Here is a 14,979-nt window from a genome sequence, read left to right on the forward strand (position 1 = left end):
GCCATGACCAGAAGAAGAGCGATCTTGAAACGGATATTCGCCGTCCTTGCCCTGAGCCTCAGTCCTCCCCTGCATGCCGCCACGCTCGAACAACTGGCCAACGACCCCTACTGGATCGCCCTAGGCCACTACGAGACCGGCAAGCTCGGCGGCTGGCGCAGCTATGTCGACGACGACGATTTCTTTCTCGCAGAAGATGGCGACAGTGATCCGGCAGCCGAACTGCAGGCGACCCTGAAGGCCCTGTACCAACCCGCTGAACTGGGCGACCGTCACCCGCAATGCGTCTACCCGGCGCGTACCCGCTGGCTCAAGGCGCAATTGCAGCTCGATGACCTGCCCAGCCCGGACTGCGCCGAATACCGAAACTGGATCGCCGACGTCAATCCGCACAGCACGGTGCTGGTGTTCCCGGCGGCCTACCTGAACAGCCCCTCGTCGATGTTCGGCCATACCCTGCTGCGCATCGATCAACCGGATATCGACAGCCACAACACCGCGCTGCTGAGCTACGCGCTGAACTTCGGCGCCTTCATCGAAGGTGACGACAACAGTATTCTCTATGCCTGGCGTGGCCTGATGGGCGGCTACCCCGGCCTGTTCGCCCTGGTGCCGTATCGCGAGAAACTCAGCGAGTACAACCGCCTGGAAAACCGCGATCTGTGGGAATACCGGCTGAACCTGACGGCGGAAGAAACCGCGCGCATGGTCGAACACGTCTGGGAGCTCAAGCAGATTCGCTTCGACTACTTCTTCTTCGACGAGAACTGCTCCTACCGCCTGCTGGAGCTACTGGAAATCGCCCGCCCCGGCATCGAGCTGACCGAGCACTTCCCGCTCACCGCCATCCCCACCGATACCGTGCGTGCGGTCAAGGAGGCCGGGCTGATCGAACGCATCGACTATCGCCCCTCGCGCGAGCGCGAACTGCTGGCGCGCGCCGAACCGCTTAATAGCGACGAGCAGGCGTGGGTCCTGCGCCTGAGCCAGGATCCAACGCAGCTCGACGACAGCGACTTTCTCGCCCTGCCCACCGAACGCCGCGCGCTGATCCAGGACGCCGCCTTCCGCCTGGTGCGCTACCACGCCAACGATGAAGAACGTAGCAGCAACGCCCAGCGTAGCTTCCAGTTGCTCGGTGCGATCAATCGCAACCCGCCACCGCCTTTGCAGGTCGAGCGTCCGCCGCTACCAGAGGAAGGCCATGAGTCGCGCACCTGGCAACTGGCTGGCGGCAACCGCGACGATCGCGCCTTTGCCGAGTACGGCTTGCGCATGGCCTACCACGACCTCAACGACAACCTAGACGGCTTCCCGCTCGGCGCACAGATCGAGATCTTCCAGCTCAAGCTGCGCCAGTACGAGAACAACCACTGGCAACTGCAACGCCTGGACCTGGCCAACATTCGCTCACTGACACCGCGCAATGCCCTGCTGCAGCCGCTGTCCTGGCAGGTTGGCGGCGGCCTGGAGCGGGTGCTCGGCGAAGATGGCGACACCCCACTGGTCAGCCATATCAGCGGCGGCGCCGGTGCCACCTGGCAGTTGCACGATTACCTGCTCGGCTTCGCTCTCGGCACCGCGCGCCTGGAATACAACGAGGATTTCGCTGCCGTGATCGCCCCGGCGCTGGGCTTCAACAGCGGGCTGCTGTGGCGCAACCCGTTGGGTAACCTGACCTTGGAGGCGGCCGGCGACTACTTCCACAACGGCGAAGTGCGCCGGCGCCTGTCGCTCAACCAACAGTGGGAAATGTCACGCAACCTCGGCCTGCACCTGAGCGCCCAGCGCGAGTTCAGCCAACTGGCCAGCCCGGTTAACGAAGTGAGGCTGGAGCTGCGCTGGTATCACTACTGATCGAGCCCGTGCTCAGCGACCACTCGCCAGCCCAAAAGGAGGCTCGACGCTGATGGCAGGCAGCTCGCTCAAGCCTCGCTGTGCAAGCGTCCGGGCTCGTTCAACAAGCATTCACGCACCTGCATCAGGGCGAAGCCCAGCAGGTTAAGGCCACGCCAGGTCGCGGGCGAATGAGCATTGGCATCCCCCTCTGCCAGGCCGATACCCCAGACGGGATCGACCGGGCTGGCCTCCACCAGCAAACGAGGTGCGGTTCCCATCAGGTAACGTGCCAGCTCCGGGTCTTGGGAGAACTTGCCGAGATTGCCCTCGAAGACGATGGCTTGACGGTTTTCACGCCAAAGCGCCTCGTCGAAACCACGGATTTCACGGCCTATCGCCTTGACCTCATTCGGTATGCGCGCTGCCAGGATGCGCTGCAGCGCATCGGCATCATCGAACAGACGTGCCTTGCCAGCCATCATGTAGTGCTCGGCCGTTGCGTAGCGGATGCCTCCGAGGGTAAAGGCCGAGGGATACCACTGACTCAGACAACTCTTGCCAACCGGCGTCCCCGCCGCACGGCTGTGCCCCCAGAAATACAGATAGTCGAAACGATGCCCAGCTGTGCAGGCCTGCTGCAACTGCTCGACGGTCATAGGGTGGCGCATGGGCATTCCTTGCATGGAGTGAATCAGGCGCACAGCATACCGGAGCAAAGCACAGCCATCAGTTACCGAGCAGATCCTTCCACTCCAGGCCGAAACGCGCCAGGTACTTGCGCAGCCGGTCGGCATCGTTGGGCTGCGCCTTGCTCAGGCGCGACACCTGGTACAGCCGGCGCCCGGCATCGGACAAACTATCGGCCTGACGACAGACCTCGAGCACCGCCCGTAACTGCAGGCGGTCGAACAGATCCAGCTCGTCCGCCGCCTCGCCCAGCCAGGCCTTCAGCCCATCGTCCTGCTCCACCTGGCCCCAGGCTCTGCGCAGGCGCTCGATCTCCTCACGCACCTGCTCTTCATCGATACGCCCGCTGTCGGCCAGGGTCGCCATGCGCGTGATCGAGGCCGACAGCTCACGGAAGTTGCCCTGCCAAGCGGCCTCGCTGGAGCTGGCGAAGGCCAGATAGCGCCGCCGCGCCTCCAGATTGAAACGCACCAGCCGTCCCTGCTCGCGGGCATGGCGCTGCAGCTCGAAATCGATGTTCGGCTCGATATCCTCGCGGCGCCCGGCAAGGCCTGGCAAATCGAAGGTCCAAAGGTTGATCCGCGCGTAAAGGTCTTCGCGAAACAGACCTTCAGCCACCCGCGCGCGCAAGTCGCGGTGGGTGCCGGCGATCAGCAGGAAGTCGCTGCTCACCTCCTTGTCTGAGCCCATGGGAAAGAAGCGTTTCTCCTCGACAGCCTTGAGCAGCATGGCCTGCTCGTCCAGGCCCAGCTCACCAATCTCGTCGAGGAACAACATGCCACCATCGGCAGCGCGCAGCAGGCCATCACGAGCGTTCTGCGCGCCAGTGAAAGCGCCCTTGATATGGCCGAACAGCGCCGACATCGCGCCATCGCCGCGCAAGGTGGCGCAGTTGACCTCGACGAAGCGACCATCGACCAGATGGCGGCTGCGCTTGAGCTCGTACACCCGCCGCGCCAGAAACGACTTACCCGCGCCGGTCGGGCCGATCAGCAGCATGGGCGCCGAGGAGCGCACGGCGACTCGCTCGATCTGCTCGATGGAGCGGTTGAAGGCGGCATTGCGCGTGGCGATGCCCGACTTGAGGAAGGCCAGCCCCTCCAGGCGTGTGTTCTGAAAGCGCGAGGCGATGCGGTCATAGCGCGACAGATCCAGGTCGATCAGCGTGTAGGTGCCCGTGACCGGATCGACCTCGGCGCGCCTGCGTGTGGGTGAAGTTTGTATCAGCCTTGCCGGTAGATAGCGCGCCTCGGTCAGCAGGAACCAGCAGATCTGCGCGACGTGCGTACCGGTAGTGATATGCACGAGATAGTCCTCGTGTTCGGTATCGAAGACATAGGCATTGGTGAAGTCGTGCAGCGCGCCATAGACCTCCTCGAAATCCCAAGGGTTGCGCAACTGCATTTGTTGCAGGCGCACCTCGGTTTCCGGGGAGATCTGCTCGATGTCCGCGCGAATGCGCTCGGCAAGGCCGATATCACGTGCGTCGGAGCCGTGGATCAGCTCCAGACGGTCGATCAGCAGATCCGGCTGCTGACACAGGCCGATACTCGGCCGCCATTTGTTCCAGCGATTGGCACCCTTGCCGACCCGATCCAGGGTGGTGCCGATAAAGCCGATGGCGACGGTACGCTTGCGAATCATGTTCAATCCTCGTAGACCCTCCAGCATCTTATCCAAAAAGATAAATTACGATCTATATAGATATCATGCTGCTGAAGCCGACCACCTCAAGATCCAGCAAAAATCATCTCGAACAAAAATAAAATACTTTTAAATCAATACTTTAAATAAAAATAAGAACTCGAAAGATAAACCTGGCACAGCCGCTGCAATAGTCCTGGCAACAACGGACAACACTGCGAGACGCCAAGATGGCCAACTTCAACCTGTTCAACACCCGCCAAGCCCAACTGCCGGCCAGCGACACGCTGAACAAACAGCAGGCGCCGGCTTATGCCTACAAGCCCAAGCACAAGCTGGCCCAGCTGGCGGTCACCGGTTGCCTGAACCAGACCGTCTATGCCGATGCGCAAACCCAGTTGGACGAAGTGCTCAAGCTGGTCGGCGAGCTGGACGCCCGCTATGTGGCCAAAGCCGCGCTCTATGCCCGCAAGAAGGGCCACATGAAGGACATGCCGGCCCTGCTGCTGGCAGCCCTGGCCGCACAACGCTCGAGCCTGGTGCCGGCCTTGTTCGAGCAGGTAGTGGATAACGGCAAGATGCTGCGCACCTTCGTGCAGATCCTGCGTAGCTGCGTGACCGGACGCAAGTCGCTCGGTTCGCAGCCCAAGCGTCTGGTGCAGAACTGGCTGAACACCGCCAGCGAACGCCAACTGCTGCAGGCCGCAGTCGGCAACCAGCCGTCGCTGGCCGACGTGGTGAAGATGGTTCACCCCAAGCCGAGCGAGGCCTGGCGTGAAGCCTTCTTCGCCTGGTTGATCGGCAAGCCGGCCGATGCTGCTGCCCTGCCGCCGTTGACCCACGCCCTGCTGGCGTTTCGCAGCGGCGCGAGCAGCGAGTTGCCGGACGTGCCGTTCCAACTGCTCGGCAACGAGACGCTGAGCGCGGCGCAATGGGCCGAACTGGCCGGTCGCATGGGTTGGCAGGCGCTGCGCATGAACCTCAATACGCTGGTGCGCCATGGCGCATTCGCGGTCGAGGGCTGTGCCGAAATGGCGGCGCGGCGTCTGGCCGATGGCGAGGCAATCGGCAAGGCGCGGGTCTACCCGTACCAGTTGCTGGCGGCCTACCGCATGACCGGCGACGGCGTGCCAACGACGGTGCGCGAGGCGCTGCAGGATGCTCTGGAGCTGTCGCTGAGCAATGTACCGGCGCTGAGCGGTCAGGTGGTGGTATGCCCGGACGTATCCGGCTCGATGGCGAGCCCGGTGACCGGCTACCGCCAGGGCGCGACCACTGCGGTGCGCTGCATCGACGTGGCGGCGCTGGTGGCCGCAGCGATCCTGCGCAAGCAGCCGCAGGCCCAGTTGCTGCCGTTCGAGAACAAAGTGGTGAAGATGACGCTCAACCCGCGTGACAGCGTGATGAGCAACGCTTCGAGGCTGGCGGCGATCTGCGGCGGCGGCACCAGTTGCTCCGCCCCGCTGAAGCAGTTGGCCGATGCCAAGGCGAAAGTGGATACGCTGATTCTGGTTTCCGACAACGAATCCTGGATCGACGCCCGCCGCCATGGCGCCACCGAGACGCTGCGGCAGTGGGAGCGAATCAAGCAGTTCAACCCGCAAGCGCGGCTGATCTGCATCGACCTGCAACCCCATGGCACCACCCAGGCGCCGGATCGTGCGGATATCCTGAATGTCGGCGGCTTCAGCGACGCGGTGTTCGACGTGGTGGCGCAGTTCGCCAGCGGTACCTTCGGCGCCGGCCACTGGGTCGACGCCATCGAGCAGATGGAGATATGAGAACGCGCCCGGCCGACTGGGGCCGGGCGCACAGATCAACGATTCAAGCGTATTCGAATGCTGATGGGACTACATCCAAGACGTCTCATCACGAACTTGTCGACTACGAGCGAAGGCACGAATGCCAGTGGCTGTACATCGGTTATGCCGGTTTCGATACCGGCCCGTGGCAACACGGAACAGTCACTTATCTTGTCGTGCCACCTGATTCACGGTTTTGCGACGAATGCCGGTGGAACTACATCCTTTTAAGATCGAGGTTGCGGGTTCGAATCCCGTCGGCTCCATCACTGGGGGGCCGTAGCTCAATGGGAGAGCGCGAGTTTCACCACTCGTTGTCGTCGCATCTTTTTCAGGCAGCGAATGCCTTGGGTACTACATTGTGTCGCGGGTTCGAGCCCCGTCAGCCGCAAGGCTGTAGCTCAGTCGGTAGAGCAAATGTGCCCATCACCTCGTCGCTGCACGGAGGCCCGCATCCACCATTTTTATTGACCCGGCGAATGCCGGTGGAACTACAGGACGTGAAGGTTGCGGGTTCGAATCCCGCCCCGGCAACGGGTAGCTCAACAGGATAGAGCGACGCGCATGTTTCACCAACGATTGTCGCCGCACTGCAAGCACGCTGGCCCAGCCAGCCCGAATTACGAGTGAATGATGATGCAGAGCAAAACTTACAACCTGCTGGAAGTCGCAAACGGCAAGCCAATCAAACTGTGGACGCAAGGCGTTCCGGTGGAGGAAGACGCCAAGCAGCAGTTGATGAACACCGCGAAGATGCCCTTCATCTTCAAGCACCTGGCCGTGATGCCGGACGTGCACCTGGGTAAGGGCTCGACCATCGGCAGCGTGATCCCCACGGTCGGCGCGATCATCCCGGCTGCGGTCGGGGTGGATATCGGTTGCGGCATGATCGCCGCGCGCACCTCGCTGATGGCGCACGACCTCCCGGATAACCTGGCCGGGCTGCGCGCCGCCATCGAGAAAGCCGTGCCGCACGGGCGCAGCAACACGCGCGCCGGTCGTGATCGGGGAGCCTGGGAAAACGTGCCGGAGATGGCCGACCACGCCTGGTCGGCGCTGAGCGAGCGCTTCAAGGCGATCACCGACAAGTACCCGCGTTTGGAGAAAACCAACAATCGTAAGCACCTGGGAACCCTGGGTACCGGCAACCATTTCATCGAAGTCTGCCTGGATGAAGCAGGCCGCGTCTGGTTCATGCTGCACAGCGGTTCGCGCGGTGTGGGTAACGCCATCGGCAACCTGTTCATCGAACTGGCCCAGGCCGATATGCGCCAGCACATCGCCAACCTGCCGGATCGTGACCTGGCCTACTTCGAGGAAGGCAGCCAGCACTTCGATGACTATGTGGAAGCTGTGGGCTGGGCGCAGGACTTCGCCAAGCAGAACCGCGCGCTGATGATGCATGCGGTGATCGCGGCGGCACGCGGCGTGATCGTCAAACCGTTCGAGGTGGCCCTGGAGGCAGTGAACTGCCACCACAACTACGTGCAGAAGGAACGTCACTTCGGTGAAGAGGTGCTGGTAACCCGTAAAGGCGCGGTGTCAGCGAAGAAGGGCGAACTGGGCATCATCCCCGGCTCCATGGGCGCCAAGAGCTACATCGTGCGCGGCCTGGGTAACGAGGAGGCGTTCTGCTCCTGCAGCCACGGCGCCGGGCGCACCATGAGCCGAACCAAGGCGAAGAAGGTCTTCACCATCGAAGATCAGATCCGCGCCACGGCTCATGTGGAATGCCGCAAGGACGCCGACGTGATCGACGAAATACCGATGGCCTACAAGGACATCGATCAGGTAATGGACGCCCAGCGCGAGTTGGTGGAAGTGGTGCACACCCTGCGTCAGGTGGTGTGCGTGAAAGGATAGAGACTATGAAGCACCTGAAAGACTGGCTGCAGCGGCTAAATAGTCGCCCAGCGCCCGACAACTATTGGGAAAGCTATCGTCACCACGAGGCATTGGAGGTCCTAGCCGACTGCAAGGGCGAAGGCGACTGGCTCACGCTGAGCAGTCACCACAACGGTTTCGTGCGCGAGGTGGCGGTGCGTAAACTGAGCGAGTTGCCTTCACCAGAAGCCCTGGCCGCCCTGCTCGAACGGGTCAACGACTGGGTGCCGCAGGTACGCCAGTTGGCCAATGCGGGCGTGCAGCGCTATCTCGTACCCGAGCATACGCCAGCGTTGCTACATGCCCTGCAACCGCTGATGGCGCTTGCAGAACGCCAGCGTGCCGACCACAGAGAGACACTGGCGGCAGCACGCACGGTGTTGCAGGGTGCCGAAGTACGCGATGCAGTGCAGGCAGCGTTCCTCGTTCAACACGGCAAAAGCGCTCGGTTTCTGTTCGACCTGCTGCTGGAGGCAAGCGACGAGCCCGTCAGCCTGCTCGGCAAGGCACTGGCACACCGCGAGATGACGGTACGCCAGATGGCGGTTTCAGCCTGCCAGAGCCTGCCTGCGGAACAGGCAGTGCCGCTGCTGCAATTGGCACTGGCTACACCCGGTGCCAGCGTGCGGGTCAAGGCCATGCATGCGCTGCTGAGCCGGCTCGACGAGCCACGCGAGATGCTGCGTGATGCTCTGCTGGACGCCTCGCCGGCGGTCCGCAACCTGGCCCGCTGGGCGGCGCCACGCTGGCAACTCGATGCCGGCGAAGTGCTCGCAAAGCGACTGGACGCAGCCCTGCCCAAGTCCAAACGCGAATGGCTGGGCGTACTAGGCCTGGCCAGCGAACTGGAGGTCAGCCTGGATGAGTGCTGGCGTGCTGCGGCGCTACGTTCGCCCATGGCCAGCGTGCGCCTAGCGGCGTTAGTGAGCCTAAGCGACGAGCACCTGAGCGAGCAGTTGGCGATGCAGGATGATCCAGCCGACAAGGTCTTCGCCAAAGCCTGCGAATGTCTGGGCCGCCAACCCTGGGATGCACTGGAAGCGGAACTCGACAGGCGCCTGGATCGTGATTGGCAGCATCTACCGGACCACCGCCGCGCCGCACTGATGGCGCTGCGGCCGCGCTGGCAACAGCTGGCCTACCTGCTGCGTCGCCTGGATAGCGAAGTGCAGCAGCGCGACTACTGGCTGGCCTGGATCGCCAACTGGTGCCAGCAGCAATACCTGATGGTCGACCCGACCACAGCGCCAGCCGAGCGCCGTAAGTTGCTTGCCCAGGTTGCCGAGCTGCAGGACAACGGTGCCCTGCCGCCAGATTGCGTGACACGCCTGGCGTGAGAGAACCGCCAGCTCGAGGCAATGCGAATAGCAGAATGAGGTGAAGCCATGCTGCAACCGATGCAAAGCCAGCGACTCGATGAACTGCGCACCCGCCTGGAAGAGGCGGGCTGCGTGTTCGACTTCGTGGTGTCCACGCTCGATCCGACCGCCACACCCGGCGAAGCGGAGCATCGGCAGGTGCTGCAGATACTGTTCGAGCTCATCGAGGAGCTCGCTCGCCTTGGCCGACTTGAGCTGATTGCACAGGACTCGCGCTTTGCTAAACAACGCTGGCCTGACCTGACACCCGATTTTGCGCAAGCACGCCCGACGGCTTTCAACCTTATAGAGCTACATGAGCTGGCCAGTGAGGACGGCCTGCTGTGCCGCAATTTCCGCGACCCGCCCTACGGCACTCCGTTGCACGTGGCGGACTTTCGCGAATGGCTGCAAATGCTGCGGCTGTATCCAGAAGAAGGCATGCAGGTGCTCGATTGGGTCGGCAATGCAGATACAGAGCCGCAGCGCAGCACCTGGCGCAGCTACTTTGACGACGGCAAGGAATTGTGGGGCATTTGGTGCCTCACCCTATACAACCCGCGACGCCGGACATTGTCGGCGCTGGCCGCCAGCGCGACAGACTGAACAAGGATAGAGAAATGAACATGCAACAACGCCACCCGCTCAGCGACGCCATGCGCGCCCGGGTGTTGGTCGAACTCGAACGGCTAGAGCGCGAGCGCAACGTCAAAGTGCTCTATGCCTGCGAATCGGGCAGCCGCGCCTGGGGCTTTGCCTCGCCGGACAGCGATTACGACGCGCGCTTCGTATACGTGGAAAAACCGGACTGGTTCGTCCAGGTGGATGCGCCGCGTGACGTGATCGAACGCCCACTGGACGACGAGCTGGACGTCAGCGGCTGGGAACTGCGCAAGACCCTCGGCCTGCTGCGCAAGTCCAACCCGACGCTGCTGGAGTGGCTCGACTCGCCGCTGGTGTATCGCCAGGAAGATCAGGCAACCGCGCGCCTGCGCGAGCTGGCCGAGCACTTCTACAGCCCGCCGGCAGCGCGCAACCACTACCTGTCGATGGCCAGGAAGAACTTTCGCGGCTACCTGCAGGGCGACTCGGTGCGCTTGAAAAAATACTTCTACGTACTGCGCCCGCTGCTCGCCGTGCGCTGGATCGACCAGGGTCGCGGCCGGCCGCCGATGACCTTCGCCGACCTGCTGCAGACGGTGGACGACTCTGCGCTGCTGGCCGAGGTGGAGGAGTTGCTGGTTCTCAAGCGCAGCGCCGACGAGTCCGCCTATGGCCCGCGCCGCGCCGCTCTGCATGCGTTCATCGAAACGCAACTGCAGCAGCCGGTGCCGAGCCTGCCGCGTACCCGCGCGGACAGCAGCCTGCTCGACGCCTACCTGCGCGAGACAGTGAAACGCTACGCCTGAGCCGAGTACAGTTCGCAGCCGATCCGATATCCACCGTGCGGATAGTGTGGCAACGATCACCAAGGATTACAGATGAACAAGGACCTTATCGAGCTGGACGGCGCCATCGGCGGCGGCCAGATACTGCGCAGCGCGCTGAGCCTGTCGATGATCACCGGCAAGCCGTTTCGCATTCACAACATCCGCGCCAAGCGCAGCCGCCCCGGCCTGCTACGTCAGCATCTCACGGCTGTAACAGCGGCCGCGCAGATCAGCTCGGCCCGCGTGGAAGGCGCGCAGCTCGGCTCGCAGAGTCTGAGCTTTGCGCCCGGCGCGATCCAGGGCGGCGACTATGACTTCGCCATCGGCACCGCTGGTAGCTGCAGCCTGGTGATGCAGACACTGCTACCCGCCCTGCTGCAAGCCGACCAGCCCAGCCGGGTGCACATCAGCGGCGGTACGCACAACCCGCTGGCGCCACCCTTCGAGTTTCTCGAGCGGGCCTGGCTGCCGCTGCTCCGGCGCATGGGCGCACAGGTGGAGATCGAACTGCTGCGCCATGGCTTCGCACCGGCTGGTGGCGGCGCAATCGCCCTGCAGGTCGCACCGTCGGTGCTAAGCCCGCTGCACCTGAAGGCGCCCGGCGCCGTTCACCATCAGCTGGCAACCGCCATAGTGGCGGACGTGCCAGGCCATGTGGCCGAGCGCGAACTGGCGCGTGTCGGCAAGCGCCTGAAGTGGCCGGAACAGGCACTGAAAGGCATCTGGCTGGACAAGCAGATCGGCCCAGGCAACGTGTTGCTGCTGGAAATCGCCTGCGAGCACCTTACCGAGGTGTTCAGCAGCGTCGGCCAAAGCAGCGTGCGCGCCGAGCAGGTCGCTGACCGGGCCGTGGGTCAAGCGCGGCAATGGCTGCACAGCGGCGCCGCCGTGGCCGAGCACCTGGCCGATCAGTTGCTGCTGCCACTGGCCATGGCTGGCGGCGGCAGCTTCAGCACAACGCACATGAGCGAGCATCTGAGCAGCAACATGCAGGTAATCCAGCACTTCCTGAATGTAGCCATCATCTGCACTCAGACCGATGAACACGCCCTGCAGGTGGAGCTTCGGCGTCGCTGAAACCCGCCAGGCGCCGATGGCTCTGAGCTCTCCTATACTGAGATTCCCCTAACCCGTTTCAGGAGAGTCATCATGCGTCGCACGCTCATGTTTCTCGCCGCAACCCTGATCAGCCTGCCACTGTGGGCCATGCATTGCCCGCAGGATATGGCCAAGATCGATGCATTGTTGCAAAGCGATCCGCCTGCCGACCCAGAGGTGCTGGCCAAGGTGCAGGAGCTGCGCGCCGAAGGTGAAGCCCTGCACAAGGCCGGTGATCATGTCGAGTCGGTCAAGGTGCTGGGCGAAGCCCTCGACCTGCTGGCCGCCAGCGAATGAATCACGCTGGGCTTGCTCAATAACCGCTGTACAGCAAGCCCAGCGCGACCTGACGCACCTCCTGCAGATCCACCGGTTTGCTCAGGCAGGCCGAAGCGCCGCGCGCTTTGGCATCCTCGAACAACCGTGCATCGGCCACCGCGCTGATCACCATCACCGGCACATCACGCAAACGCGGCTCAGCGCGCATGGCGTCGAGAATATCCAGCCCATTGCCGTCAGGCAGGTCGATATCCAGCAACACCAGTGCCGGCTCACTTTCCTGCAATTCGGCCAATGCCCGCTGGCATGAACTCACGCCCCTGACTTCGGCAAACTCACGCAACGATGCCTGCAGGATCTTCATGCAGGCGGGATGATCCTCCACGCACAGTACCTGCACCAGACTTTTCACGGCCTGCGCCGGCACCTCGGCAGTCTCGTCGCCGAACACATCAGGGCTGGCCGCACTGGGGATGTCGAGCCAAAAACGACTACCGACACCAGGCTCGCTACGCACGCCGATTTCGCCGTCCATCAGCGTGGCCAGCTCACGACAGAGCACCAGCCCGATGCCGGTACCGGGAATATTCGAGCTCTCCCGGCCGAGACGCTGAAAAGGCTGGAACAGCTGCGCCTGCTGCTCGCTGGAAAGCCCCGGTCCAGTGTCATCAACCCACAACCGCACACAATCGGCACGCACCTCGTAGCCCATGCGGATCATGCCGCGCGGGCTGTTGTACTTGATCGCATTGGACAGCAGGTTGAGCAGAATCTGCCGTACCCGGCGCGGGTCGCCCTGTACGAACAAGGGCGGATTGGCTGCCTCCATCACCTGCAGTTGCAACTGTTTCTGCTGCACTTCGGGCTGCACCAGCTCGGCACAACCGTTGAGTAGCGCACCGATTTCGATCGGCTGGAACTGCAGCTGCTGACGCCGGCTCTCGATGCTCGACAGATCGAGAATGTCGTCGACCAATGAAGTGAGATGGCGACTGGCGGTGACAATTTCGCGCGCGTAATCGGTCTCCAGTTTGGCGCCCTGCTTGTCCTGCACCTCCATCTCGATCAACTGGGCGAAGCCATGGATGGCGTTGAGCGGCGTGCGCAGTTCGTGGCTCATGCTCGACAGAAAGCGACTCTTGGCCTGGCTGGCCGCAAGCGCTTCAAGGCTGGCGTGGCGCAGTTCTTCCTGCACCTGTTTGAGCCGAGTGATGTCGACGTGCGTGCCGGCAATGCGCAGCGGCCAGCCGCTCGCGTCACGTGCCAGGACCTTGCCACGGCTGAGCAGCCAGAGGTAATCACCGCGGCAATCGAGATAGCGGTACTCGGCGTCGAAGTACTCCTCGCCACTGTCAGCGAATAGCTTGCGCAGGTGACGCAGACGTTCCAGATCATCGGGGTGTACGCGCTGGTTGAACTCGCTCAGCGTCAAGTGATTCGCACCCAGGCCAAATCGCCGAACGAAGCGCTCGCTGAGATCGATGGTCAGATCAGTAGTGTCGATCTGCCAGAGACTTTCAGTTGTACTCTCCAGCACCAGTTGCAGAATGCTTTGCGCCTCCTGCCGCTCATGCTCGCTGGCCTTGAGCTGCTTGCCGGCCTGCTGCACGGCGTCAGCCAGGCGACTGACCTCGGCGATATGACTGTCCGGCACTGCTGGCAAATATTTGCCCTGCCCCAGGCTGGTCGCCATGTCGACGATGCCATCGATGGGCTCGGCCAGCTGCTTGCTCAGCTTGCGCGAACGCAGCCACATCAGGGCGAAAAACAGCAGATAGAACGCTGCCAGACCGGCGATCAGCAGGTAGCCGATCTGCATGTAACGCTCGGCCAACTGGTTGGTTTCCTGGAAAATCTGCTCCTCGTCCACCACCAGCAGCAAGCGCCAGCCGGTTTGCGGTATTTCGCTCCAGGCCACCAGTTGCTTGCGGCCGCCGAGCAGCACCTCCTGCACGTTGCCATTGCCCGCGTTCATCGCCTGCAGCAATGGCTCCATGCCCTCACGCTTGGCCAGGTTGAAGTCCTCGGGCTTGAGTACCTCACGGCGCACAGCCTCTTCGTAGGAGTACTGGGTCAGCTCACGCAGACCGAAATCCAGCTCCCCTGCCTTCGGCAACGCCATGATGTTGTGGTCATGACTGACCAGCATCGCGTAGCCCTGCCAGGGCACGTTGAGTTCGGCAATCTCGCCCAGTATCTGGCCCACGGTCACGTCGAGACCGACCACGCCTTCGAGAAAGTCCTCGCGATACACCGGGGCGATGGCCGACATCATCCAGCCCAGGCCAGCGGGGTCGAGGTAAACCTCGGTCCACATCACCTTGCGCTGCGGGTTGTGCTTGGCGTCGGCGAGGTAATAGAAGTTGTAATCGGGTATCACCATGTCGTGGGGATACTGCGCGGGCGTATCGAACCAGGGATAGATGCGGTTGTAGCTGTCCCAGGTATTGAAATACAGCGCCGCTACCAGCGGGCTCGCCTGCTTGATCGAACGCATCAGCGGATCGAGTTGCGACAGGCGCATGACCTTGGCGTGATCCTGCTGAGCAAGTGGCGTGCTGTTGGCATAGAAGGATGCTGCGCGCCCGTCATCGCTGCGGGTATAGAACACGCCACTGTCAGTGACCGCATGGCGTTGGCGCTCAAGCTCATCGGCCTGGAAACGGGTATCGAGCAGCGCTTTGAGAGCACCGTCGCGGTACACCTGCACCAGCGACTCGATAGAGCGCAGCCGCCCGTCGATGATCTGCGCTTCGCGCAACGCGGCGCTGGCCAGATCTTTCACGGCTGTTTCCTGCAGATGCTCGATCTGCGCGTCACGAATCGCCTGATTGCTCAACAGATACACCGCGATCAGCACCGACTCCACCAGAATCAGCGGGATCAGCGCGCTTTGCACGAACGCTCGCCAGATCCACTGACGTAGAGGGTAGCGGCTAGAACTCGGCATTACAGCTC

At 62.8% G+C, this 14,979-nt stretch carries 11 protein-coding genes and 1 tRNA gene; 9 read left to right on the forward strand and 3 right to left on the reverse strand.

Features of this window, described 5'->3' with window-relative positions; genetic code table 11:
* Window positions 1-3 precede the first annotated feature (3 nt).
* The gene (locus BLS08_RS09125; protein WP_090336448.1) at window positions 4-1,857 is read left to right on the forward strand and encodes an Lnb N-terminal periplasmic domain-containing protein; all 1,854 of its coding nucleotides are present in this window, start codon (window positions 4-6) and stop codon (window positions 1,855-1,857) included.
* A gap of 68 nt (window positions 1,858-1,925) precedes the next feature.
* Here the strand turns inward: BLS08_RS09125 and BLS08_RS09130 are convergent, their stop codons facing one another.
* Both BLS08_RS09130 and rtcR read right to left on the reverse strand, forming a co-directional pair.
* The gene (locus BLS08_RS09130; protein WP_026088681.1) at window positions 1,926-2,507 is read right to left on the reverse strand and encodes an NADAR family protein; all 582 of its coding nucleotides are present in this window, start codon (window positions 2,505-2,507) and stop codon (window positions 1,926-1,928) included.
* Window positions 2,508-2,565: 58 nt separating this feature from the next.
* Window positions 2,566-4,170 (reverse strand): RNA repair transcriptional activator RtcR, encoded by a 1,605-nt coding sequence (gene rtcR / locus BLS08_RS09135; RefSeq protein ID WP_017678041.1) that lies wholly within the window; start codon window positions 4,168-4,170, stop codon window positions 2,566-2,568.
* 230 nt (window positions 4,171-4,400) lie between these two features.
* Here rtcR and BLS08_RS09140 point away from each other — a divergent pair, with 230 nt between their 5' ends.
* From BLS08_RS09140 to BLS08_RS09170, 8 genes are all read left to right on the forward strand, one after another.
* Window positions 4,401-5,951, forward strand: coding sequence for a vWA domain-containing protein (locus tag BLS08_RS09140; RefSeq protein WP_017678042.1), 1,551 nt, complete (start codon window positions 4,401-4,403; stop codon window positions 5,949-5,951).
* 228 nt (window positions 5,952-6,179) lie between these two features.
* Window positions 6,180-6,238: transfer RNA gene (locus BLS08_RS26310), tRNA-OTHER, on the forward strand.
* A 370-nt stretch (window positions 6,239-6,608) separates the two neighbouring features.
* Entirely contained in the window at window positions 6,609-7,835 is a 1,227-nt protein-coding gene (locus BLS08_RS09145; protein ID WP_026088682.1) for an RtcB family protein, read from the forward strand.
* A 5-nt stretch (window positions 7,836-7,840) separates the two neighbouring features.
* Window positions 7,841-9,193, forward strand: coding sequence for a hypothetical protein (locus BLS08_RS09150; protein ID WP_017678044.1), 1,353 nt, complete (start codon window positions 7,841-7,843; stop codon window positions 9,191-9,193).
* Window positions 9,194-9,241: 48 nt separating this feature from the next.
* The gene (locus BLS08_RS09155) at window positions 9,242-9,820 is read left to right on the forward strand and encodes a hypothetical protein (RefSeq protein WP_017678045.1); all 579 of its coding nucleotides are present in this window, start codon (window positions 9,242-9,244) and stop codon (window positions 9,818-9,820) included.
* A gap of 14 nt (window positions 9,821-9,834) precedes the next feature.
* A complete protein-coding gene (locus BLS08_RS09160) occupies window positions 9,835-10,623 on the forward strand; it encodes a nucleotidyltransferase domain-containing protein (protein ID WP_017678046.1) in 789 nt (262 codons plus the stop codon).
* A 72-nt stretch (window positions 10,624-10,695) separates the two neighbouring features.
* Window positions 10,696-11,721: an RNA 3'-terminal phosphate cyclase gene (rtcA, locus tag BLS08_RS09165; protein WP_017678047.1), complete on the forward strand. Its 1,026-nt coding sequence runs from the start codon at window positions 10,696-10,698 to the stop codon at window positions 11,719-11,721.
* Between the two features lie 72 nt (window positions 11,722-11,793).
* Entirely contained in the window at window positions 11,794-12,039 is a 246-nt protein-coding gene (locus BLS08_RS09170) for a hypothetical protein (protein WP_017678048.1), read from the forward strand.
* 16 nt (window positions 12,040-12,055) lie between these two features.
* On the opposite strand, the gene BLS08_RS09175 is transcribed toward BLS08_RS09170, so the two are convergent.
* Window positions 12,056-14,971: a hybrid sensor histidine kinase/response regulator gene (locus BLS08_RS09175; RefSeq protein WP_017678049.1), complete on the reverse strand. Its 2,916-nt coding sequence runs from the start codon at window positions 14,969-14,971 to the stop codon at window positions 12,056-12,058.
* Window positions 14,972-14,979: the final 8 nt, after the last annotated feature.

The organism is Ectopseudomonas chengduensis (genome assembly GCF_900102635.1).
In the GTDB taxonomy this organism is placed as follows: domain Bacteria; phylum Pseudomonadota; class Gammaproteobacteria; order Pseudomonadales; family Pseudomonadaceae; genus Aquipseudomonas; species Aquipseudomonas chengduensis.

Bases quoted from the DNA above. Each gene is read 5' to 3' on its own strand.
- BLS08_RS09150 (WP_017678044.1), top strand. From the start codon at position 7,841: ATGAAGCACCTGAAAGACTGGCTGCAGCGGCTAAATAGTCGCCCAGCG.
- BLS08_RS09125 (WP_090336448.1), top strand. From the start codon at position 4: ATGACCAGAAGAAGAGCGATCTTGAAACGGATATTCGCCGTCCTTGCC.
- rtcR (WP_017678041.1), bottom strand. From the start codon at position 4,170: ATGATTCGCAAGCGTACCGTCGCCATCGGCTTTATCGGCACCACCCTG.
- BLS08_RS09170 (WP_017678048.1), top strand. From the start codon at position 11,794: ATGCGTCGCACGCTCATGTTTCTCGCCGCAACCCTGATCAGCCTGCCA.
- rtcA (WP_017678047.1), top strand. From the start codon at position 10,696: ATGAACAAGGACCTTATCGAGCTGGACGGCGCCATCGGCGGCGGCCAG.
- BLS08_RS09155 (WP_017678045.1), top strand. From the start codon at position 9,242: ATGCTGCAACCGATGCAAAGCCAGCGACTCGATGAACTGCGCACCCGC.
- BLS08_RS09140 (WP_017678042.1), top strand. From the start codon at position 4,401: ATGGCCAACTTCAACCTGTTCAACACCCGCCAAGCCCAACTGCCGGCC.
- BLS08_RS09160 (WP_017678046.1), top strand. From the start codon at position 9,835: ATGAACATGCAACAACGCCACCCGCTCAGCGACGCCATGCGCGCCCGG.
- BLS08_RS09130 (WP_026088681.1), bottom strand. From the start codon at position 2,507: ATGCGCCACCCTATGACCGTCGAGCAGTTGCAGCAGGCCTGCACAGCT.
- BLS08_RS09145 (WP_026088682.1), top strand. From the start codon at position 6,609: ATGCAGAGCAAAACTTACAACCTGCTGGAAGTCGCAAACGGCAAGCCA.
- BLS08_RS09175 (WP_017678049.1), bottom strand. From the start codon at position 14,971: ATGCCGAGTTCTAGCCGCTACCCTCTACGTCAGTGGATCTGGCGAGCG.